Genomic DNA, 20,432 nt, shown 5'->3' with positions numbered 1-20,432 from the left:
ACGCAGTCAGACAGTCGCGGTGTCCATCACCGCGGCCACCAGCGCCGGCAAACTGGCCATGTCGCTGAACACGACATGCGCACCGGCCGCCTTCAGGCGCGCTTCCTGGCCGGGCGCGATATGCCCGCCGCCGATGAATCCCAATACCGTCATGCCCGCCGCTACGGCGGCCGTCACGCCCGTGACGCTGTCTTCCAGCACCAGGCACTGGCTTGGCGGCACGCCAAAGGCGGCTGCCGCCGCCAGGTAGACGCCCGGATGCGGCTTGGCGTGGCCGACCAGGTCCGGTGTGAACACGCGCTTGTCGAACAGCGGCGCCATGCCAGTGCGCTCGAGCGCCGACAGCACACGCGCGCTGACGCTGTTCGAAGCGACGGCCTTGGGCAGCGGAATGGCGGCCAGCGCCTGCGCCACGCCGGGCACGGCGCGCAATTGCGCGTCGCAAGCCGCATCGACGGCGTTGCCGATGGCCATAATCTCGTCGGCCGGCAATTGCGGCAAGCCCAGTTCCTTGTAGATATCCTGCATCAGCGGCACAAGGCGCTGGCCCAGGCGCGGCTCGATCAAGCCTTGCAGGGTGACGCCCTCGGGCAGGTTTGGCAGGCGCGGCCCCAGCAACTCCAGCAGCGCTTGCAGGGCCACGGCTTCACTGTCGATCAGCACGCCATCGCAGTCGCTGATCAGATGGGTAAAGCGCGGTGGGGTGGTGGCGGTATCAGGCATGAACTCTCCAGAAATCAATAGTGACGGGAAATGCGGCGGCCAGCCGGCCAAGGCCGGCATCGTAACGATCATAGGTGGAACTGGCGGACGCTACCACGCAGAAAATGTCTGAATGACGATACTTTTCTGCACAGCAAACGGCAGGCATCAATCGGCAAATACACAATACCAATTCAATACCACGCAATACCAGTGATTATCGCCGATTTTTGAAATTGCTGCGCTCGTCCTGAAACCGGGGCGCGGAGCACCCCGGCGATACTGCGATACGGCTTATTTCAGCCAGCCGCGGTGGCGGAAGTACAGGAAGGGTGCGATGGCGCTGGTGATCATGAGGCCCCAGGCCCATGGATAGCCGAATGACCATTCCAGTTCCGGCATCAGCTTGAAGTTCATGCCGTACACGCTGGCGATCAGGGTCGGCGGCAGGAAGGCCACGCTGGCCACCGAGAATATCTTGATGATCTTGTTCTGGTTGATGTTGATGAAACCGACGGTGGCATCCATCAGGAAGTTGATCTTGTCGAACAGAAAAGACGTATGGCCATCGAGCGATTCGATGTCGCGCAAAATCTGCCGCGCTTCCTCGAACTGCTCGGAATTCAATAAGCGGCCGCGCATCAGAAAACTCACGGCGCGGCGCGTATCCATCATGTTGCGGCGGATACGGCCATTCAAATCTTCCTCATGGGCAATCGCATTCAGCGCTTCGGCCGCGTGCGCATCGGTAAATTCCTTTTGCAGCACGCGCGTGCTGACTTCTTCCAGGTTCTGGTAGATGCCTTCGAGCACGTCGGCCGAATACTCGGCATCGGTGGCGTACAGGTCGAGCAGCACGTCCATGTAGTCGGCAATCGAGCCTGGCCGCGAACGGGCGCGCATGCGCACCAGGCGGAACACGGGAAGATCGTCCGTATGCATGGAAAACAAAATCTTGCGGGCCAGGATGAAAGCCACGGTGATGACGCGCGACGGGCCGTCGTCTTCTTCGCGCAGGAAATCCGTGCGCAGGTGCAAGTCGCCGTTTTCCGCTTCGTAATAGCGGGCCGACGCTTCGATATCCTTGACTTCGTCTTCGCCCGGCAAGGTGACGTTGTAGATGGCCTTGACCCAGGCCCGTTCATCATCGGTGGGGTCGGTCAGGTCGACCCACACCGGTTCGGCATTTTCGAGGTCTGCGCGGCTGTCGATCGGCACCTGGTTGAGCCGGCCATTCTGTAATACAAAGACATTGATCATGCGCGCTCTCAGCCGGATGTGGGGTTATCGTGATGTGCTGGCGCTGGCGCCAAAAATGAAAACAGCGCAAGTGTACCCGCAAAGGCCTTTTCACGACCACCCCCGGCACCGCTTTTTCACGGAAAAAGTGCGGCGTTGCACCAAGCGGGGCCGATTAAGATGCTGCGCCGCAATAGTGCCAATCAGGCAGCTTTAACTTTATGAAAAGAAAGCCCGCTGCCCTCAAGGCAATTCCGCCGCCCCCATGCGGCGCAGGATCACGCCCGTGCGCCGGTTCAGGTAGCCCGTATCGCGGTGACGGTCGTAAAAGCGGGGATTCGGCAGCATCACGGCCAGTTTCGCCGCCTGTCCCGCGCTCAGGCCCGCCGCGCTGACCCGGTAATAGTGGCGCGCGGCCGCTTCGGCGCCAAAGGTGCCCGTGCCAAACTCCACGACGTTCAGATAAATCTCGAAAATGCGCTCCTTTTCCATCAGGTTTTCCAGCATATACGTGATGATCAGTTCCTGGCCCTTGCGCACATAGCTGCGCGAACCGGACAGGAACAGATTCTTCGCCAGCTGCTGCGTGATGGTGGAGCCGCCCGCCACGACCTTCTGCTTCTTGCTATTCTTTTCATATGCCTTTTGCAAGGCTTCCCAATCCACGCCTTCGTGCTCGGAGAAATTCGCGTCTTCCGAAGCGATGATGGCCCGTTTCAGATTGTTCGAGATGCGGTTGTACGGCACCCAGGTCTGCTTGATGGTGGCGTTCGGGTTCTTCTCCTGCAAGACCGACAGCTGTTCGCGCATGAAGGCCGTGCTGGACGGGTTATGGTCGACCCACCACCAGATTTGCAGGAAGAAATACAGTTGCACGACGATAAAGGCCAGCACGGGGACGATGAACAGCCACTTGATCCAGCCATAGCGGCCACCGCTTTTGCGGGCGCCCTTCTTGCCGGCGCTCACAGGGCAGTGCGCAGCTGCGCCAGCAAGTCCTGCGTCTGCGGCCGCACGCCACGCCACACGTAAAACGCTTCAGCCGCCTGCTCCACGAGCATGCCCAGGCCGTCGCGCACCTGCGCGCCATGCTGTACGGCAAAATCCATGAAGACGGTGGGCTGGGCGCCGTACATCATGTCCAGCGCCAGGGTATGGCTACCGAAGATACCGGGCGGCACGGGCGGCAAGTCGCCCGCCAGGCTGGCCGAGGTGGCGTTGATAACGATATCGAAGACGTCATCGGGCTGCGCGAAGCCGCCGGCGCGCAACTGGCCGGGGTGCGCCAGCGCATCGGCAAACTGCGCCACCAGCGCCTCGGCCGTGGCCACGGTGCGGTTGGCAATGAAGATTTCCTGCGGTCCCTGTTCCAGCAAGGGCAGCACGACGCCGCGCGCGGCACCGCCCGCGCCCAGCAGCAGGACGCGCTTGCCGGCGACCTTCACGCCCGCATTGCGCACGATGTCGGCCACCAGGCCCGCGCCATCGGTATTGTCGCCAAGAATGGTGTCGCCATCGAAACGCAGGGTATTGACGGCGCCGGCCGCTTGCGCGCGCGGCGTCAGCTCGGTGGCCAGCGCGCACGCGTCCAGCTTGAAGGGCACCGTCACGTTCGCGCCCTTGCCGCCCTCGGCGGCAAACGTGCGGGCCGCCAGCGCAAAGCCGTCGAGCGGCGCCAGCCGGCGGTCATAGACGATGGGCTCGCCCGTCTGCAGGGCAAACGCGGCGTGGATCAGGGGGGACTTGCTGTGGGCGATGGGATTGCCGAAGACACAATATTGATCAGGATTCATTGCTTGCTTGTTCAATTGCTGCCGCCAGTCAGGTTAGCTTCCATTTTTTCTTCACGCGTAAATTTGAAGCGGGTAATCACCACCCACAGGTCATCCTTGTCACTCGACAACATGTTCGGTGGGAAACGGCCAAACGGCGCCGCGCGGCGCACGATGGCCAGGGCCGCCGCATCGAGGGCCGGATTGCCCGAACTTTTTTCCACGCGGGCGCCGCCTTCCTTCTGGTAAATCGTGCCGTCCTGGAAGATGGGGATGTAGACGACCAGTTCGCCATACATCTTGCGGCCATTCTTTTGCGGGAAATTCAGAGTGCCGATTTCCTCGATACGCTTTTGCAAGGTCTTGTAATACATGGCATAGCCGACCTCTTGCGTACTGGGTGTAATGAAGGTCTTGCGCGGGCGCTTGTTCTGGTCTTCCACGGTCTGGCTGATCTCGGCCGCCATGCGGGCGATGGCCTTGCTGCTTTCCATCAAGTCCGAGCCGGTGGCCAGGGGATTGGGCTTGTCCTTTTCCGTGACGGGCGCGGCGCTGTAAGGCGTCGGCCTGGCCGCCTGCGTCAGCAGTTCCTGCTGTTTTTGTTCCAGTTCGGCGATGCGCCGGGCGCTGGCCTTGACGCTGTCGCCCTCTTCCACCTTGCGCATGTCGGGCAAGGGCGACTTGGCGCGGCCCTTGTCGGCTTGTCCGCCACCGTCGAGGTTGGCTTGCGCCAGGGCGTCGGCCTTCAGCGGCTTGTTCGCATGCTTGGCGTTGACCAGGATCACTTCCAGGCCGGGATCGGTGGCCACGGCCCGCTGCGGCGCCGGGGCGACAAAATGCATCGCCAGCAAGGCGCCGTGCGCCAGCAGCGATACCGCCACGGCTATCATCAGGAAACGATTCTCTCGGAAAGACTTCACACGCAACCCAGTTCGCAACAAGCACACCATACAAGATGGCTGAATTCTACGTCAAAGGACGGTGCCGGCAACAGTTTTCAGCACCGCCTGGATGACGTGAGGAACGCCTTACTTGACCTCGGGCTCGCTGACCACGTCTTCGCTGGCCAGTTCCGCCACTTCCGCATCGGCGTCGCTGACCTGGTTCGCCGCTTCCGGCGATGGCTCGGCCGCCACGTCGTCCTCGTCCGCAGCATCGTCGCCCGCCTCTTCTTCGTAGTCGAGCTCGGCATTGGCCGCCGCATCGGGCACGGCGGCGATTTCCAGCAGGCGCGCTTCGATGCTCAGGTCGACTTCATCCCAGCGCAGCAAGTCCAGTTTCACCTGGGCACCGCGCGCCACCGATGGCATGCCCGGCAGCTTGATGACCAGCGGAATGTCGACCAGGCGCAGGATCTCGTCTTTCAGGACGACGGCATCGACCTGGCGCGCGTTTTCCTGATGCAGCCAGCGCAAGCACCAGTAGCGTTCCATGTTCGACTGGAAATCGCCATACGCGGCATACGCGGCGTCAAACGCCGAAACGATGGCGAACAGATTCGCATCGCGCGGCTTGAACGGGGCCACCAGCGGCGCCGTCACGCCATGCTCGGCGCAGGCGATGATTTGCCACTGGTTCACCAGATCGGTATAGCGGCGCAGGGGAGAAGTGCTCCACGCATATTGATCGACGCCCAGGCCCTGGTGCGGCGCCGCATGGGTGACCATGCGCACCTGCATCTTTGCCGCCCAGCTATTGCCGCTGCCGCCGCCCTGGCTGCGGTAGATGCCGGGCACGCCATGGTCGTGCAGCATCTTGCCCCAGGTACTGTTGGCAAAAATCATCAGTTCGGCAACGATCTTGTCGAGCGGCGCGCCACGCTTGCGGCGCGCCACGGTGACGATGTCGTTTTCCACATAGAAGTTGAAATCGACACGGTTATTCTGTTCCGGCTTCAGGCCAAACGCTTCGCGCTTCTTCATGCGGCCCTGTTCCAGCTGCTGCGCCCATTGCCACAGCACGGCAAAATCGGCCTTGTGCGGGTACTCGCCTTCGCCGCTGGCCAGGGTTTCCTCGTTGACCAGATCATCGAGCTGGTTATGGCGCAAGTTGCTGGCAATCGGCACCAGTTCGGCGCGCGTCTGCGTGCTGACCACGGCCCAGTCCGACTTCGGGTCCAGGGTCGCGTACAGCGACAGGGCCGGGCACGTCGTGCCTTCCGCCAGCGTAAACGCGTTGACGATTTCGTCCGGCAGCATGGTGATCTTGTCGCCCGGCATGTAGACGGTCGACATGCGCTGGCGCGCCATCTTGTCGATCACGTCTTCCGGACGGATGCCCAGGCCCGGTGCGGCGATGTGTATACCCACTTTCACGGTGCCATCGGGCAGCGGCTGCACGGAGAAGGCATCGTCGATCTCGGTCGTGGTCACGTCGTCGATCGAGAAGGCGGCCACGTCGGCCAGCGGCAGCTTGGCCGTCACGGACGGCACGGGCACGCTCGGGAAACCGGCGCCTTTCGGGAAATTTTCGAACAGGAATTTCGACAGGTGCAAGTCTTTTGGCGAAGCAATACCACCGACAGCCAGCATCAGCCGCGGCGGCGTCGTGTGCAATTCCGTGCACGCCGCTTCCAGCGCCTTGTATTCAATCGTGTTCTTGTCCGGCTTGAACAGCAGTTGCAGCACCATGGGCTGCATCGAGGCGGGCAGACGGTTCTGCTTCAGCTCTTCCACATAGCCTGCCTGCACCAGCGCCTGCTGCTTTTTCTTTTCGATACCGGCCAGAGCCGCCTTCAAGGACGCTTCCGGCGCCGCCTTGTAGCGGCCACGGCCCTTCTTGTAGAAATACACGGGCGCCGAATGCAGGGCCAGGATCAGGCCGGCCGCTTCCGGCGGCAACGGTGCGTGGCCGAAATACTCGGCGCCCAGCTCGGCAAAGCCGAACTCGTCTTCGCCCGCCACTTCCCACAGGAAATCGAGGTCGATCTCGGCGGCAACCGCCTTGGCTTGCTCGAGCAGCTCGGCCGGGGCCGGCTTTTCATACTGCAGCAGCACGTCCTTGACCTTGACCTTGGTGCGCTTGCCACTGGCCATTTCGACCTGGTACGCTTCACCCGCTTGCGACAGGACCGTGCCGACCTTGAAATCGCCGGATTCTTCAAAAAATAGATTCATTGTTATGCTTTGTTTATTAATGTGTCGGTTGCAACGGTGCGAGTGACGGACGTCAACTCCAGCACCGCCGGCAAAAATACTTCCGTTACCAGCAGCAATCCCTGGTGACGCTGATACAGGCAGCGGCGGGCAAAAAACAGCGCCTGCCCGTCGGCGCGCCGCCCTTCCCGCGCCAGCGCCGCCTGCGCCCGCTGCACCAGCGGGTGCCCGGCGCGCAAGCGGGCAAATTCCAGTTCGCCGCGGCGCACCATGCGGTCGCCAAACAGGGTCGTGCCCAGCGAACGCTCGCCCAGCGCGGAAAACAAGGGCCAGTCCGTGGCCGTCGCCTGCATGGGCACGACGGTATGGCCAAACACGGCCGGTCTGTCATCACAACGCAACAGCACTTCACGTTCCCACACGCGGCCCGCGCGGTGCAAACCAATGATGGCGGCCTCGTCGCTCAGGCAACGTGCCGTTTCCTGATGCAAACATTGCACGCGAAATGCCTGGCTATGCGCTTTCAGCTTGGCCGTCAGCGAACCGCCGCCCGTGAGCCAGTGGCGCAAGGCCGGCGGCGCATTGACGGCATTTACGTGCGCATGCCATTGCGCCTGCCGCAGCGAACCCGGCCTCACTGGGCAGCGTCCGCATCGATGCCGCAAAAGGCCAGCACGGGCGCCACATAATCGGCAAATTCGCTGATGCCATGGTCGCTGCCGTCGATGACCAACTGCCGCGCCCCCTGATAATGCGCCACCATGTCGCGGTAGTCGAGCACTTCATCGCCGGTGGCGGCAATCAGGAAATAGCGTTGCGGCTCAGTAATTTTCTCTACGGCAAACGTGCGCAGCTCGTCGATGTACTCGCGCTTGAACTCGAATGGTTTGTCCGAATGGAATTCCGTCGTCACGCCCACATGCTGTTCCAAGTCGATCAGGGGCACGATGGCAGGATTGAGCAATACGGCGCGGCAACCGAGCTGCTCGGCCAGCCAGGTGGCGTAATAGCCGCCCAGCGAGGAGCCGATTATCGTCAGCTCAGCCGCCGCCACGTCCTTGACCAGCGACAGGGCCAGCTCAATCGCCAGTTTCGGCGAAGCCGGCAATTGCGGGCACAGCCACTGTGCTTCGCGGCCCAGCGCCTGCATCTGCGCGGCCAGCAGGCGCGACTTCATCGACAGGGGCGACGAGCGGAATCCATGCAGGTACAGAATCATCGGCCCAGGGCCTCCAGCAATTTCTGGTGCACGCCGCCAAAGCCGCCATTGCTCATGACCACGATCTGGTCGCCGGGACGCGCGCTGGCCGCCACGGCCGCCACCAGGGTATCGATGTCTTCGTAGGCGCTGGCAATCTTGCCCAGCGGCGCCAGCGCGTCGCCCAGGCTCCAACCCAGCGCTTGCTGGCTGCCGAAACCGAAGACGAGGTCCGCATCCTTGAGGCTGCCCGGCAGCGCATCTTTCATGGCGCCCAGCTTCATCGTATTCGAGCGCGGTTCCAGCACGGCCAGGATGCGGGCGCTGTTGCCTATCTTCTGGCGCAGGCCGCCCACGGTGGTGGCAATGGCCGTCGGGTGGTGCGCGAAATCGTCGTACACGGTGATGTCGTTGACGACGCCGCGCACTTCCATGCGGCGCTTGACGCTCTCGAACGTGGCCAGCGAGGCGCACGCCTGGGCAATGGGCACGCCCACGTGGCGCGCGGCGGCGATGGCCGCCAGCGCATTGCTGCGGTTGTGCTTGCCCGTGAGCGCCCACGCCACATGGCCTTCCTGCTTGCCATTGAAGAACACGTCGAAGCTGCCATCGGCCTGTTCTTGCAGTTGCCAGTTGGCATCTTGACCAAAACTTTCCTTTTCGCTCCAGCAACCGCGCGCCAGCACGCGCTGCAGCGATGCTTCATCGCCGTTGAACACGAGACGGCCAATGCCGGGCACGGTGCGCACCAGGTGGTGGAATTGCGTCTCGATCGCGTGCAGATCGGGGAAGATGTCGGCGTGATCATATTCCAGGTTATTCATGATGGCCGTCTTCGCGTGGTAATGCACGAACTTGCTGCGCTTGTCGAAGAAGGCCGTGTCGTATTCGTCCGCTTCGATGACGAAGAAGTCCGATTCGGCGCTCTTGCCGTCGATTGTGCCGCTGAGGCGGGCGGAAATGCCAAAGTTCATCGGCACGCCGCCGATCAGGAAGCCTGGCGCGTAGCCCGCATCTTCAAGTATCCAGGCCAGCATGGCCGACGTGGTCGTCTTGCCATGCGTGCCGGCCACGGCCAGTACCCACTTGTTGCGCAAGATATGTTCGCCGATCCATTGCGGGCCGGACACATACGGCAGGCTGCGGTTGAGGATCTCTTCCACCAGCGGGTTGCCGCGCGAGACCACATTGCCAATCACATACAAATCCGGGTTCAGCTTGGTCTGTTCCGGATCGAAACCCTGGATCAGTTCGATTCCCTGCGATTCCAGCTGGGTGCTCATCGGCGGATACACGTTGGCATCGCAACCGGTAACTTTATGGCCGGCTTCCTTGGCCAGGACAGCCAGGCCGCCCATGAAGGTACCGCAAATGCCGAGAATATGAATATGCATGTGATCAGTGCGAAAGGCGCACGCTTAAGTAAGTAAGACGGTGAGATAAAAAACAGCAAGTGCAGGATTTTACCTGACGCCATGACTTTTTCCGCTTCGGAGTATCATCTCGCTCATGACGAACGATGCATTTGACGATAGCGCGCAGTTGCGCCTGGAAATCGCCGCCGCTGCCGCGCGCCTCGTGGCGCAGGACGGCGCCGACTATGGCAGCGCCAAGCGCAAGGCGGCGCGGCAAGTCCTGGGCGACGCGCCGAACCGGCCCAACATCCTGCCTGACAACGACATGATCGAGGAGCAGGTGCGGCAATACAATGCCCTGTTCCTGGCCGACAGCCAGCCGGCGCGGCTGTTCCAGCTGCGCATGATCGCGCTGCAGGTCATGGAAGCGTTGCAACAATTTCATCCCCTGCTCAGCGGCCCCGTGCTCAATGGCACGGCCGGCCCGCACGACGAGATCTATTTGCAGCTGTTTGCCGAGAGCGCCAAGGAAATCCACATCTTCCTGCTGAATAAAAATGTCGTGCTCGACATGTCGGAAAGCCCGCATTTCAAGGGGGCGCGTTATGATGCGGTCGAGACCGCCAGTTTCTTGTGGAAAAACGAAGGCGTGCACGCGGCCATGTATGAGCTCGACGATATGCGCGGCGCGCTGAAAGCCAAGGCGGATGGCAAGGTGCTGCGCACCGACATCGCCGGGCTGCGCAGCCTGCTGGCCGCCAGCCTCGCCTATGGTATGCCGGCTGCCGACTAACATTGATATAGATAAAGTTATGACAAAAAAGAATTGGATCGCGTGCGCCATCGTGGCGCTGATGTTTGGCGGCATGGGCGCTTACGTCGGTTTGAGCAAGGAAAAAGCCAAAGCAGCAGGGCCGCTGACGACCACCATCGCGCCGGGCGCGACGGGTCCCGTCACTGAGCTGTATGCGCTGTCCCTGCCGGACGCGGCCGGCGCCACGCAAGCGTTGTCGCAATGGAAAGGCAAGAATGTGCTGGTCAATTTCTGGGCGCCATGGTGCCCGCCTTGCGTGGAAGAAATGCCGGAGTTATCCGAAGTGCAAGGCCACTATGCGGCGAAAAACCTGCAGGTGATCGGCATCGGCATCGATTCGGCCAGCAATATTGCCACCTTTGCCAGCAAGTTCAAGATCGCCTATCCCGTGTATGTCTCCGGCATGAGCGGTACCGACCTGTCGCGCCATTTTGGCAATGCCACGGGCGGTTTGCCCTTTACGGTGCTGATCGGCGCCGATGGCGAAGTCAAAAAGACCTATCTTGGCCGCTTGAAATTTGATCAATTGCGCGCCGATCTGGATAAATTGTAAATTCGGAGCGTGCTTTTTTCTCTTGCCAATGCGTATCTTTGGCGGCAAAATGCGGAACTTTCGCTAAAACGGTCTTCCATACATGGCAAAAAACCTCCTTCTGCTCAACGGTCCCAACCTGAATTTGCTGGGAACGCGCGAGCCTGAGGTCTACGGCGCCAGCACCTTGGCCGATATCGAACAGGCAGCAATGGCGCAAGCCATGGCGGCCGGCGCCGACCTGGTCTGCTTTCAAAGCAACCACGAAGGCGCGCTGATCGACCGCATCCATGCCGCGCGAGCGGAAGGGATCGATGCCATCGTCATCAATCCGGGCGGCCTGACCCATACCAGCGTTGCCTTGCGCGATGCGCTGGCCGGGGTCGCCATCCCGTTCGTGGAAGTCCATATCTCGAATATTTATCAACGCGAGACGTTTCGACATCACTCATTTCTCAGCGCGATCGCGCAGGGGACGATCTGCGGGCTGGGTATCGATGGATATCGGTTTGCCATCGACTTTGCGCTTAAAAAACGTTAATCTACGCGATCTGCACGCATTTAGCGCGGCGATAGGTTCTTGGACATCACCGCATCACTCAAAAAACAAACTACATTCCTAGGGGTTTTACATGGATCTACGAAAACTCAAGACCTTGATCGACCTGGTCGCCGAATCGGATATCGCAGAGCTGGAAGTTACCGAAGGCGAAAGCAAGGTTCGCATCGTCAAATCGTCGGCCATGCCGCAAAACCAGATGGTCATGATGCAGCCGCAAGGCATGCAAGCCCAGTACCAGCCAGCCGCGCCAGCCGCCGCTCCCGCTGCGGCAGCCGCCGTCGTGGTCGCCGCCGAGCCAACGGGCTATGTGGTCAAGTCGCCGATGGTCGGCACCTTCTACCGCTCGTCCGCTCCTGGCAGCGCCGCCTATGTTGAAGTGGGCTCGACCGTCAAGGAAGGTGATACCCTGTGCATCATCGAAGCGATGAAGCTCCTGAATGAAATCGACTCCGACAAAGCCGGTGTCGTGACCCAGATCCTGGTCGAAAACGGCCAACCGGTCGAATTCGGTCAACCCTTGTTTGTGATCGGCTAAAACCCAGTCCACACGGCCGGCAACGGCCGTTTGCAGTTTTAGCCCCTCACACTTGTTGTTTCGCCGGCTCGCCGGCTCTCACAGACATACGCGAACCTACCATGTTTGAAAAAATCCTGATTGCCAACCGTGGTGAAATTGCCCTCCGTATTCAGCGCGCCTGCCGCGAAATGGGCATTAAAACGGTTGTAGTCCACTCCGAAGCCGACAAGGACGCGAAATACGTCAAGCTGGCCGACGAATCCGTTTGTATCGGCCCGGCACAGTCGTCCCTGAGCTACCTGAACATGCCCGCCATCATCAGCGCCGCTGAGGTGACGGATGCGCAAGCGATTCACCCTGGCTATGGCTTCCTGTCGGAAAATGCCGACTTCGCCGAACGCGTCGAGAAATCTGGCTTCGTCTTCATCGGCCCCCGCTCGGAATCGATCCGTTTGATGGGCGATAAAGTATCGGCCAAGCAAACCATGATCAAGGCTGGCGTACCGTGCGTCCCGGGCTCGGAAGGCGCGTTGCCCGACGATCCGAAAGCGATCGTGCAAATTGCCCGCAAGATCGGCTACCCGGTCATCATCAAGGCCGCCGGCGGCGGTGGCGGACGCGGCATGCGCGTGGTGCACACGGAAGCTGCCCTGATCAACGCCGTGGCGATGACCAAGACGGAAGCCGGCACGGCTTTCGGCAACCCTGAAGTGTATATGGAGAAGTACCTGGAAAATCCGCGCCACGTGGAAATCCAGATCCTCGCCGACGAACACAAGAACGCCGTCTGGCTGGGCGAGCGCGACTGCTCCATGCAGCGCCGCCACCAGAAAGTGATCGAAGAAGCACCAGCGCCGGGCATCCCGCGCAAGCTGATCGAGAAAATTGGCGACCGTTGCGCCGAAGCCTGCCGCAAGATCGGCTACCGCGGCGCCGGCACGTTTGAGTTCCTGTACGAAAACGGCGAGTTCTATTTCATTGAAATGAATACCCGCGTGCAGGTGGAGCATCCGGTCACCGAGATGATCACCGGCATCGACATCGTGCAAGAGCAGATCCGCATCGCCGCCGGCGAAAAACTGCGTTTCCGCCAGCGCGACGTCTTGCTGTCTGGCCACGCCATCGAGTGCCGCATCAACGCCGAAGATCCATTCAAGTTCACGCCATCGCCAGGCAAGATCGTGTCGTGGCATGCACCGGGCGGCCCTGGCATCCGCGTCGATTCGCACGCCTACGCCGGCTACTACGTGCCGCCGCACTACGACTCGATGATCGGCAAAGTGATCGCTTACGGCGCCACGCGCGAACAAGCGATCCGCCGCATGCAGATCGCCCTGTCCGAAATGGTGGTCGAAGGCATCAACACGAACATCGCCCTGCACCGCGAACTGATGATCGACGCGCGCTTCATCGAAGGCGGCACCAACATTCACTATCTGGAACAGAAGCTGGCCGACATGCCGGATCTGGGCAAGAACCTGAATGGCGGCAGCCCCAGCATCGCCAAGAAGTCCGAAATCAAGGCGGGCGCATGAGCTGGACGGAAATCGTCATCGAAATCGCCCGTGACAACGCCGAGGCCATGTCCGACGCGTTGATGGAAGCGGGCGCCCTGTCGGTGTCGGTGGAAGACGCCGATGAAGGCACGGAAGCCGAGCAGCCCCTGTTTGGCGAACCCGGCATGGAACCGAAGGAAGCGGCGTGGGAACGCAGCCGCGTGGTGGCGCTGACCGACGTCGACGCCGACCAGGCCGCCATCGTGGCCGCCGCAGCCCAGGCTGTCGGCATGACGGAAGTGCCCGCCTTTACCATGCGCCCCGTGGAAGAGCAGGACTGGGTGCGCCTGACGCAGTCGCAATTCGCACCGATTCACATCGGCAAGAATATCTGGGTCGTGCCCAGCTGGCACGAGGCACCGGACCCTGACGGCCTGATCCTGGAACTGGACCCTGGCCTGGCCTTCGGCACGGGCAGCCATCCGACCACGCGTTTGTGCATGGAGTGGCTGGAAGCCAATCCTGCTCCAGGCAAGACCGTGCTCGACTACGGTTGCGGCTCCGGCATCCTGGCCATGGTGGCCAAGAAACTGGGCGCGCAAACGGTAGCCGGCGTCGACATCGACCCGCAGGCGATCGAATCGGCGCGCGACAATGCCGAACGCAACCAGTGCGACATCGAATATTTCTTGCCAGACACGTTTGCCACGTCGGCACACGCCACAGCCAAGTTTGACATCGTCGTCGCCAACATCCTGTCGAGCCCATTGAAGCTGATGGCGCCGATGCTGTCGGGCCGTGTCGCCGATGGCGGCGCGCTGATCCTGTCCGGCGTGCTGGCACGCCAGGCCGAAGAAGTGGCCGCTGCGTACGCACCGTTCATCGAGCTCGGTGTGTGGGCCGAGCAAGACGGCTGGGTGGCGCTGCATGGCCGCCTGGGCAGCACGCAAGCGCCTGCGCCCCGCGCGGAAGGTGCATAAGCACAGCAATGGCCCTCGCCACCAAATGCCCCCATTGCAACACGATATTTCGGGTCGCTGCTGACCAATTGAAGTTACGTGGGGGCATCGTACGCTGTGGCACGTGCAGAGAAGTGTTTGACGGCAATGCCGCGCTGGTCGATCCAGCTGCGGCATCGCCGTTTTTAACATCGGCCCCCGGCACTGCCGCCCCGCTGCCAGACAGTTACCCTGCCGACAACAGCTTGCCGTCCGCCACGGACGACGAACCCATCTATTCCCTCGACTTCGACACCTCGTTCGACCCGTTCGGTATCTTGCCGGAAACGGCGCAGCTCAAGGACGATGAAGACGATGGCGAGCACATCGAGCTGGACCTCGACGTGGCCCTGCCCGAAGAGGTACCGGCCGCCGCACCGCTCGACATACCTCTCGATAGACCTGAACCTGAGGAAACACCGGCGGAACTGCCCGAACAGCCCCTGCCCCAGCCGATGGCGCCTTTCAAGCGCCGCCAGGTCGATGACGCGCCCGCCTTTGTCACGTATCTGCGCGACAGCCGCCGCGAGCCGAACCTGGAAGCAGCGGCAGCCCCAGTCATCCCAGCCGAAAAAGTCAGCCTGGACAAGCCTGCGCCCGCGCGCCGTGAACCGACGCTGGCCGACCACTCGTTCGAAGCGTTGCCCGTCGCGCCGGAACCAGCCGAAGAGCAGGAAGAACCCGTCCTGCCGCCAGCCGACGACGAGCCGGCCTTTGTGACCTTGGGACGGCGCCGCGAACAGAGCGGCAAGGCCTTGCGCATGGCCATGGCCGCCGGCTCGGCCGTGCTGCTTTTGCTGTTATTCCTGCAAGTGATGACCACCTTCCGCAATCCGCTGGCGGCGCAATTTCCACAGTGGAAGCCGACCCTGGTCGCGCTGTGCAAGCTCAGCGGCTGCCAGGTCGACTTGCCGGCGCAGATCGAGGCGCTGGCCATCGAACAGGGCGAGTTGCAGACCTTGAAGGACCACACCTTTTCGTATATCTCGCTGCTGCGCAACCAGAGCCGCAGCGTGCAAGCCTGGCCCAGCATCGAACTGATCCTCAACGACGCCAACGACAAGCCCGTCTTGCGCCGCGTGATCGCGCCGCGCGACTACCTGCCAGCCAATATCGACGTGAGCAAGGGCTTTGCGCCACGCTCGGAACAAACCATCAAACTGTATTTTGCATTAGACCAGCTCACGGCGTCTGGCTACCATATCGCCATCTTTTACCCTTAACAGACACTATCATGACCAAAACATCGCTGATCTGCGGCTCGCTTGCCACCGACACCATCATGCAATTCCCCGGCCGCTTCGGCGAATCGCTGCTGGCCGACCAGTTGCACAAGGTGAACGTGTCCTTCCTCGTGCCCACCATGCGCACGGAGTTCGGCGGCTGCTCGGGCAACATCGCCTACAGCCTGAAAATGCTGGGCGGCGACCCGCGCATCGTCGGCGTCATGGGGCAAGACAGCGCCGCCTACCTGGAGCGCCTGCAAAAGCTGGGCATTTCCACCGCCAACATCCTGATCAAGGCCGACAGCTACAACGCGCAGTGCTTCGTCACGGCCGACGCGGACAATAACCAGATCAACGCCTTCCACCCGGGCGCCATGTCGTTTGCGCATGAAAACCCGATCGCCAATGCGGGCCCGGCCAAGGTCGCCATCATTTCGCCGGACGGCGACCAGGGCATGCTCAGGCACGCCGCCGACTTGGCCGAGCTGGGCATCCCCTTCATGTTCGACCCGGGACAGCAGTTGCCACGTTTCAATGGCGAACAGTTGATCGACTTCATCAACAAAGCCACGTATGTGTCGGCCAACGATTATGAAATGGAAATGTTGATGGAACGCACGGGCTTGACCCTGCAGGACATCGCCAGCCGCCTGGAAGCGCTGATCGTCACGCGTGGCGAAAAAGGGTCGGAAATCTATACGGACGGCAAGCGCATCGACATTCCTGTCGTGACCGCCAAGGAAGTGCTGGACCCGACCGGCTGCGGCGATGCCTACCGTGCCGGCTTGCTGTTCGGCATCACCAACGACCTGGGCTGGGAAACCAGCGGCCGTCTGGCCAGCCTGCTGGGCGCTATCAAGATCGCCACCCAGGGCGCGCAAAACCACGTGTTTACGCCAGAGAGCATCGCCGACCAGTTCGAAGCGGCGTTCGGTTACCGCTATTAATATGCAGGTCGGATGTGCGCGGCGCGGCCGCGCGTCATCCAGCAACATCATTGGCATGGCAAGTGCTGATGTCGGTTACGCTACGCTAACCCGACCTACGCCACCATCATCGCACCACAATAATCATCCCCACCAGCACTTGCGCGATCTGCAACAGGATCAGCGCGACCAGCAACGACAGATCCAGGCTGCCGATCAACGGCACGACCTTGCGGATCGGACGCAGCAGCGGCTCGTTCAGGGCCCGCACGAACGGCGCCAGCGGCGCATGCGGATTGACCCAGCTGAAGATGGCTTCGATGATCAGCAAGGCCATGAAACCGTAGAGTATCCATTGCAGGAAGCGTTGCAGCGACTTGAGCAGCACCACTTCGACGGGATAGCCGGAAATAAACAGCACCGAGCTGGCCAGCAGCACGATCAGGAAGGCGCCGATCAGGCTGGCCCAGTCATACCCGCCCACGCCCGGCACCACGCGGCGCAGGGGGCGCACCAGCCAGTCGGACAATTGAAACGTGAATTGCGCCACCGACGAGGGGGGCCGCACGCGCACCGCCTGCATCCAGAAGCGCAGCAGCAGCACGCCGCCCAGCAAGGTAGCGATGGTATCAACGATCAATGTAAGGATAACGATCAGCACGACTAATTCTCCAAAAAAAAACCGCTGTGTGATTGAGTCACACAGCGGCGTGTTGCCTCATCCAGGCACCCGTATCGTTGGAATTACGATGGGCGGGTGCTGGTTGGGAATGGCCAGGCTGCAGCCGGTGCCAACACGGTTTTTGCTACAGGTGCGATAGGTGCCGATGGCTTCGCGACAGGAGCTGCCTTCTTCGGTGCGGCCTTTTTAGGCGCGGCCTTCTTGGCGGCTGGCTTGGCGGCCACGGCGGCTGGTGCCGCTGGAGCTGCTGCCGGCGCTGCTGCTGGTGCGGCTGCCACGACTGGCGCTGCGGCTGGCTTGGCGGCAGGTTTCGCTGCTGCTTTTGCTGCCGGCTTGGCGGCTGGCTTTGCTGCAGGCTTGGCGGCTGGCTTCGCTGCAGCTTTTGCTGCTGGCTTGGCTGCCGGTTTTGCTGCGACCTTGGCAGCAGGTTTCGCTGCTGGCTTGGCTGCCGCTTTGGCTGCTGGCTTCGCTGCTACCTTGGCTGCTGGCTTCGCTGCTGCCTTTGCCGCTGGCTTCGCTGCTGCTTTTGCTGCCGGCTTCGCTGCTACCTTGGCCGCTGGCTTGGCTGCCGCCTTAGTTGCTGGCTTGACTGCTACCTTGGCTGCTGGCTTGGCTGCCGCTTTGGCCGCTGGCTTCGCTGCAGCTTTTGCTGCTGGCTTGGCTGCCGCTTTTGCGGCTGGCTTCGCTGCTGCCTTGGCGACGACTTTTTTCGCTGCTGGCTTGGCTGCCGCTTTGGCGGCCGGTTTCGCTGCTGCCTTGGCTGCAGGTTTCGCTGCGGCTTTTTTCACTGCTGGCTTGGCTGCAGCTTTTGCTGCTGGCTTCGCTGCTGCTTTGGCGGCCGGCTTGGCTGCCGGTTTTGCTGCGGCTTTTTTAGCTGCTGGCTTGGCTGCCGCTTTGGCGGCCGGTTTGGCTGCTGCCTTGGCGGCAGGTTTTGCTGCGGCTTTTTTCACTGCTGGCTTGGCTGCGGCTTTGGCGGCTGGTTTTGCTGCTGGTTTCGCTGCGGCTTTGGCAGCTGGTTTAGCGGCAACCGTCTTCGCTGCGGCTGCCGGCTTCTTCGCGGCAGGAGCAGCCTTGGCGGCTGGTTTCTTTACTTCTGATTTCTTAGCGGCTGTTGCCATTTGTCTCTCCTTCATCTGAGATGAGAAATTTAAGCTACAAGATTTAAACCCGTCCGACCCACCACAGGGATAGGCCAGGCGAATTATTCATCGGCGCAAACGGTCGTTTGCGCTAATGAATTCGGCACCAGCTGAACTGCTGCAACTCCTCACGTTTGCAGCACTTCAGCCATCGTCGGTGCCACCCTGCTTTATCTCGCAGCTGGTGGCAAAGTCTGAATTCGGTCATTCGTTTTCGATGCCGTGCGTTTTTTCGCTCCTCGCATCGCGCTCGCCACAACACCGATGCGTCAAATAAAAAACCGCCATGCCTGAAAAAATTCGGGCACGGCGGCAGACGAAAACGGTGTGGTTTTGTGCATATCCGTGTAAATCTGTATCCCTGTTTTGCGAGGTTTTTTCGCTACCGCGCTGGTTAAAAAACCCCGCATTCTAACGCTCGCATTTGCAATCTCATAAAGTACACGAAAACCTTGTCAATGCGCAACCGGCACGACACGTTTTCGTCCGCTTTTTTGCACGATACGCGTGCTATCGCACAATCGCGCGGCAAATGCCGCCGCCAGCGTGTGCGGAAACGATATTTACACCCCGCCCCGCGCGCATTGGCGCCATCAAAAAAATGCGTCGCGGCGTGCGCGATGCGGCAAAAAAATGGCCGCACTTTTCTGCGCCGCCGCGCCACTGCACTTCATGAAAAAGCAGCGCAAAAAAAACGCGGCAGGCGATGCCGCAGCCGGTCTCCAGGATGATGGCGGCAGGCTGGAAAAAGCAGGCGAGGCTAGCGCGTGTCGCCGGAAGACGCGGGCCGGGAAAGCGCCAGCGCCGTATCGATGAAGGCGCGCAGTTTGGGCTGACTTTGGGTACGGGCGGGAAAATACAGGAACAATCCGCTCGTCGGCGGCACGTAGTTTTCCAGCACCCGCAGCAAGCTGCCGCTGGCCAGGTCAGCTTCGATTTCCACGTCGGGCATATACGCCAGGCCCAGACCCGAGCGCGCGAAATCGGCGATCAGCGTGGTGTCATTGACGACCAGGGGTGCGCCGGTTTCCACCAGAAACTCCTCGCCATCGCGCACGAAGCGCCAGCGGTGCAAGGCACCGGAAGTGTGGAAGCGGTAGGCCAGCATGTCGTGGCGCATCAGGTCTTCCGGAATCAGCGGCCGCCCTTTCCGCTCGAAGTAGCCGGGCGCGCCAACCACGGACCAGCGCAAGTCCCCCGTCAGGCGTACGGCCACCATCTCCTGCTCCACCGACTGTCCCAGGCGGATGCCGGCGTCGTAACCGTGCGCCAGCAGATCAACGGCGCCATCGTCAAGCGACAGGTCGATGGTCACGTCAGGATAGCTGCCGCGAAAACGCGGTATCAATGCGCGCATCACCAGCGCGCCCAGCGCGCGCGGCACCGTCAGCCGCAAATGGCCGGCGGGCCGGTCGCGAAACATGGTCAGCGCGGCGAAGGCGTCATCGATCTGCCGGGTGGCGCCGGCCAGGCTGGCGTACAGGCCCGCGCCGGCTTCGGTGAAGGCGACATTGCGCGTATTGCGCTTGAGGAGCAGCACGCCATGCTGGCGCTCCATCACCTTGACCGCCTTGCTGACGGCCGTCACCGTCACGCCAAGCTGCAGTGCCGCGGCGCTGAAACTTTTGCGCTCGGCGACCGCGAGAAAGGTACGGATGCCATCGAGAGAGTTAGTTTTCATGCGCGATCACGCCGCCAATAATGAACCTGAAGTGTAAAGCCCATCATCCCTACTCTACTATTTCTCTGCAATTGAAGGCCATATGATGGTCGCTCCCTACTCTCCATTGAAAGGAAGCACCATGTCTCTCCTCATGCCGGCCATCGTCGGCGACTACTTTAGCGCCGACAACCATCACGATAGCAAGGCCGTGGCGCAGTGCTTCACCGCCGATGGCGTCGTTCACGACGAAGGCCGGACCCATGCGGGCCATGCCGCCATCCAGGCCTGGAAAGAAGCTGGCAGCCAGCAGTACGGCGCCACCGTCAGCCCCATCTCGGCCGATACCCAGGGCGTGCGCTGCGTGGTCACTGGCAGCGTCAGCGGCAGTTTCCCCGGCAGCCCGCTGGCGCTGCGCTTTGCCTTCACGCTAGCCAGCAATCGCATCCAGACCCTGGAGATCGGCGCATGAATACCGATTTCAAGGACAAGCGCGTGCTGATCACGGGCCGCACCATC

At 61.5% G+C, this 20,432-nt stretch carries 22 protein-coding genes; 11 read left to right on the top strand and 11 right to left on the bottom strand.

The window, feature by feature from the left end; all coding sequences use genetic code 11:
* Nucleotides 1-6: 6 nt before the first annotated feature.
* The 9 genes from JAB6_RS02260 to mpl form a co-directional block, all read right to left on the bottom strand.
* On the bottom strand, nucleotides 7-723 hold the full coding sequence (locus JAB6_RS02260) for an HAD family phosphatase (protein ID WP_070301206.1): 717 nt from the start codon (nucleotides 721-723) through the stop codon (nucleotides 7-9).
* Between the two features lie 273 nt (nucleotides 724-996).
* Nucleotides 997-1,962 carry a magnesium/cobalt transporter CorA gene (gene corA, locus JAB6_RS02255; protein WP_034746658.1) on the bottom strand — a complete coding sequence of 322 codons (966 nt, stop codon included), beginning with the start codon at nucleotides 1,960-1,962 and terminating at the stop codon, nucleotides 997-999.
* Nucleotides 1,963-2,184: 222 nt separating this feature from the next.
* Nucleotides 2,185-2,910, bottom strand: coding sequence for a monofunctional biosynthetic peptidoglycan transglycosylase (gene mtgA, locus JAB6_RS02250; protein WP_070301205.1), 726 nt, complete (start codon nucleotides 2,908-2,910; stop codon nucleotides 2,185-2,187).
* Nucleotides 2,907-3,734, bottom strand: coding sequence for a shikimate dehydrogenase (gene aroE / locus JAB6_RS02245; protein WP_070301204.1), 828 nt, complete (start codon nucleotides 3,732-3,734; stop codon nucleotides 2,907-2,909). Before aroE ends, mtgA begins: the two co-directional genes overlap by 4 nt.
* Before the next feature lie 11 nt (nucleotides 3,735-3,745).
* Nucleotides 3,746-4,603: an energy transducer TonB gene (locus JAB6_RS02240; RefSeq protein ID WP_034746649.1), complete on the bottom strand. Its 858-nt coding sequence runs from the start codon at nucleotides 4,601-4,603 to the stop codon at nucleotides 3,746-3,748.
* 138 nt (nucleotides 4,604-4,741) lie between these two features.
* Nucleotides 4,742-6,829, bottom strand: coding sequence for a ribonuclease catalytic domain-containing protein (locus tag JAB6_RS02235; RefSeq protein WP_070301203.1), 2,088 nt, complete (start codon nucleotides 6,827-6,829; stop codon nucleotides 4,742-4,744).
* 2 nt (nucleotides 6,830-6,831) lie between these two features.
* On the bottom strand, nucleotides 6,832-7,446 hold the full coding sequence (locus JAB6_RS02230; RefSeq protein WP_070301202.1) for a chorismate lyase: 615 nt from the start codon (nucleotides 7,444-7,446) through the stop codon (nucleotides 6,832-6,834).
* Nucleotides 7,443-8,027, bottom strand: a complete 585-nt coding sequence (locus tag JAB6_RS02225; protein ID WP_034746640.1) for a YqiA/YcfP family alpha/beta fold hydrolase — start codon at nucleotides 8,025-8,027, stop codon at nucleotides 7,443-7,445. The genes JAB6_RS02230 and JAB6_RS02225 overlap by 4 nt, the downstream gene beginning before the upstream one ends.
* Nucleotides 8,024-9,400, bottom strand: a complete 1,377-nt coding sequence (gene mpl / locus JAB6_RS02220) for a UDP-N-acetylmuramate:L-alanyl-gamma-D-glutamyl-meso-diaminopimelate ligase (RefSeq protein ID WP_083292480.1) — start codon at nucleotides 9,398-9,400, stop codon at nucleotides 8,024-8,026. Before mpl ends, JAB6_RS02225 begins: the two co-directional genes overlap by 4 nt.
* Nucleotides 9,401-9,515: 115 nt before the next feature.
* On the opposite strand from mpl, the gene JAB6_RS02215 reads away from it, so the two are divergent.
* The 8 genes from JAB6_RS02215 to JAB6_RS02180 all read left to right on the top strand — a co-directional run bounded on the left by JAB6_RS02215 (nucleotide 9,516) and on the right by JAB6_RS02180 (nucleotide 16,453).
* On the top strand, nucleotides 9,516-10,154 hold the full coding sequence (locus JAB6_RS02215; RefSeq protein WP_070301200.1) for a hypothetical protein: 639 nt from the start codon (nucleotides 9,516-9,518) through the stop codon (nucleotides 10,152-10,154).
* A 19-nt stretch (nucleotides 10,155-10,173) separates the two neighbouring features.
* A complete protein-coding gene (locus JAB6_RS02210; protein ID WP_034746631.1) occupies nucleotides 10,174-10,728 on the top strand; it encodes a TlpA disulfide reductase family protein in 555 nt (184 codons plus the stop codon).
* Between the two features lie 82 nt (nucleotides 10,729-10,810).
* Nucleotides 10,811-11,248 (top strand): type II 3-dehydroquinate dehydratase, encoded by a 438-nt coding sequence (gene aroQ / locus JAB6_RS02205; protein ID WP_034746628.1) that lies wholly within the window; start codon nucleotides 10,811-10,813, stop codon nucleotides 11,246-11,248.
* A gap of 91 nt (nucleotides 11,249-11,339) precedes the next feature.
* Nucleotides 11,340-11,804: an acetyl-CoA carboxylase biotin carboxyl carrier protein gene (gene accB, locus JAB6_RS02200; protein ID WP_046684231.1), complete on the top strand. Its 465-nt coding sequence runs from the start codon at nucleotides 11,340-11,342 to the stop codon at nucleotides 11,802-11,804.
* Between the two features lie 101 nt (nucleotides 11,805-11,905).
* Complete coding sequence (accC, locus tag JAB6_RS02195; RefSeq protein ID WP_034746622.1) at nucleotides 11,906-13,321, top strand: acetyl-CoA carboxylase biotin carboxylase subunit; 1,416 nt, start codon at nucleotides 11,906-11,908, stop codon at nucleotides 13,319-13,321.
* Entirely contained in the window at nucleotides 13,318-14,262 is a 945-nt protein-coding gene (gene prmA / locus JAB6_RS02190) for a 50S ribosomal protein L11 methyltransferase (RefSeq protein ID WP_034746620.1), read from the top strand. The genes accC and prmA overlap by 4 nt, the downstream gene beginning before the upstream one ends.
* Before the next feature lie 8 nt (nucleotides 14,263-14,270).
* Entirely contained in the window at nucleotides 14,271-15,503 is a 1,233-nt protein-coding gene (locus JAB6_RS02185; protein WP_070301199.1) for a DUF3426 domain-containing protein, read from the top strand.
* Between the two features lie 11 nt (nucleotides 15,504-15,514).
* Entirely contained in the window at nucleotides 15,515-16,453 is a 939-nt protein-coding gene (locus JAB6_RS02180; protein WP_070301198.1) for a carbohydrate kinase family protein, read from the top strand.
* Between the two features lie 106 nt (nucleotides 16,454-16,559).
* Here JAB6_RS02180 and JAB6_RS02175 read toward each other — a convergent pair whose 3' ends face one another.
* Complete coding sequence (locus tag JAB6_RS02175; protein ID WP_034746613.1) at nucleotides 16,560-17,093, bottom strand: YggT family protein; 534 nt, start codon at nucleotides 17,091-17,093, stop codon at nucleotides 16,560-16,562.
* A 253-nt stretch (nucleotides 17,094-17,346) separates the two neighbouring features.
* On the opposite strand from JAB6_RS02175, the gene JAB6_RS29220 reads away from it, so the two are divergent.
* Nucleotides 17,347-17,691: a hypothetical protein gene (locus tag JAB6_RS29220; protein WP_051990791.1), complete on the top strand. Its 345-nt coding sequence runs from the start codon at nucleotides 17,347-17,349 to the stop codon at nucleotides 17,689-17,691.
* A 32-nt stretch (nucleotides 17,692-17,723) separates the two neighbouring features.
* Nucleotides 17,724-18,251, top strand: coding sequence for a hypothetical protein (locus JAB6_RS29215; RefSeq protein WP_175444475.1), 528 nt, complete (start codon nucleotides 17,724-17,726; stop codon nucleotides 18,249-18,251).
* A 762-nt stretch (nucleotides 18,252-19,013) separates the two neighbouring features.
* Here JAB6_RS29215 and JAB6_RS02160 read toward each other — a convergent pair.
* Nucleotides 19,014-19,934, bottom strand: coding sequence for a LysR family transcriptional regulator (locus tag JAB6_RS02160; RefSeq protein WP_070301196.1), 921 nt, complete (start codon nucleotides 19,932-19,934; stop codon nucleotides 19,014-19,016).
* Nucleotides 19,935-20,055: 121 nt separating this feature from the next.
* Between JAB6_RS02160 and JAB6_RS02155 the strand changes: the two genes are divergently transcribed.
* Nucleotides 20,056-20,385, top strand: coding sequence for a nuclear transport factor 2 family protein (locus tag JAB6_RS02155; protein ID WP_070301195.1), 330 nt, complete (start codon nucleotides 20,056-20,058; stop codon nucleotides 20,383-20,385).
* Nucleotides 20,386-20,432: the final 47 nt, after the last annotated feature.

The organism is Janthinobacterium sp. HH104 (assembly GCF_001758715.1).
Taxonomy (GTDB): domain Bacteria; phylum Pseudomonadota; class Gammaproteobacteria; order Burkholderiales; family Burkholderiaceae_D; genus Janthinobacterium; species Janthinobacterium aestuarii.
The sequence above is the reverse complement of the archived record's forward strand: the minus strand, read 5'-3'. Positions and strand labels throughout refer to the sequence as shown.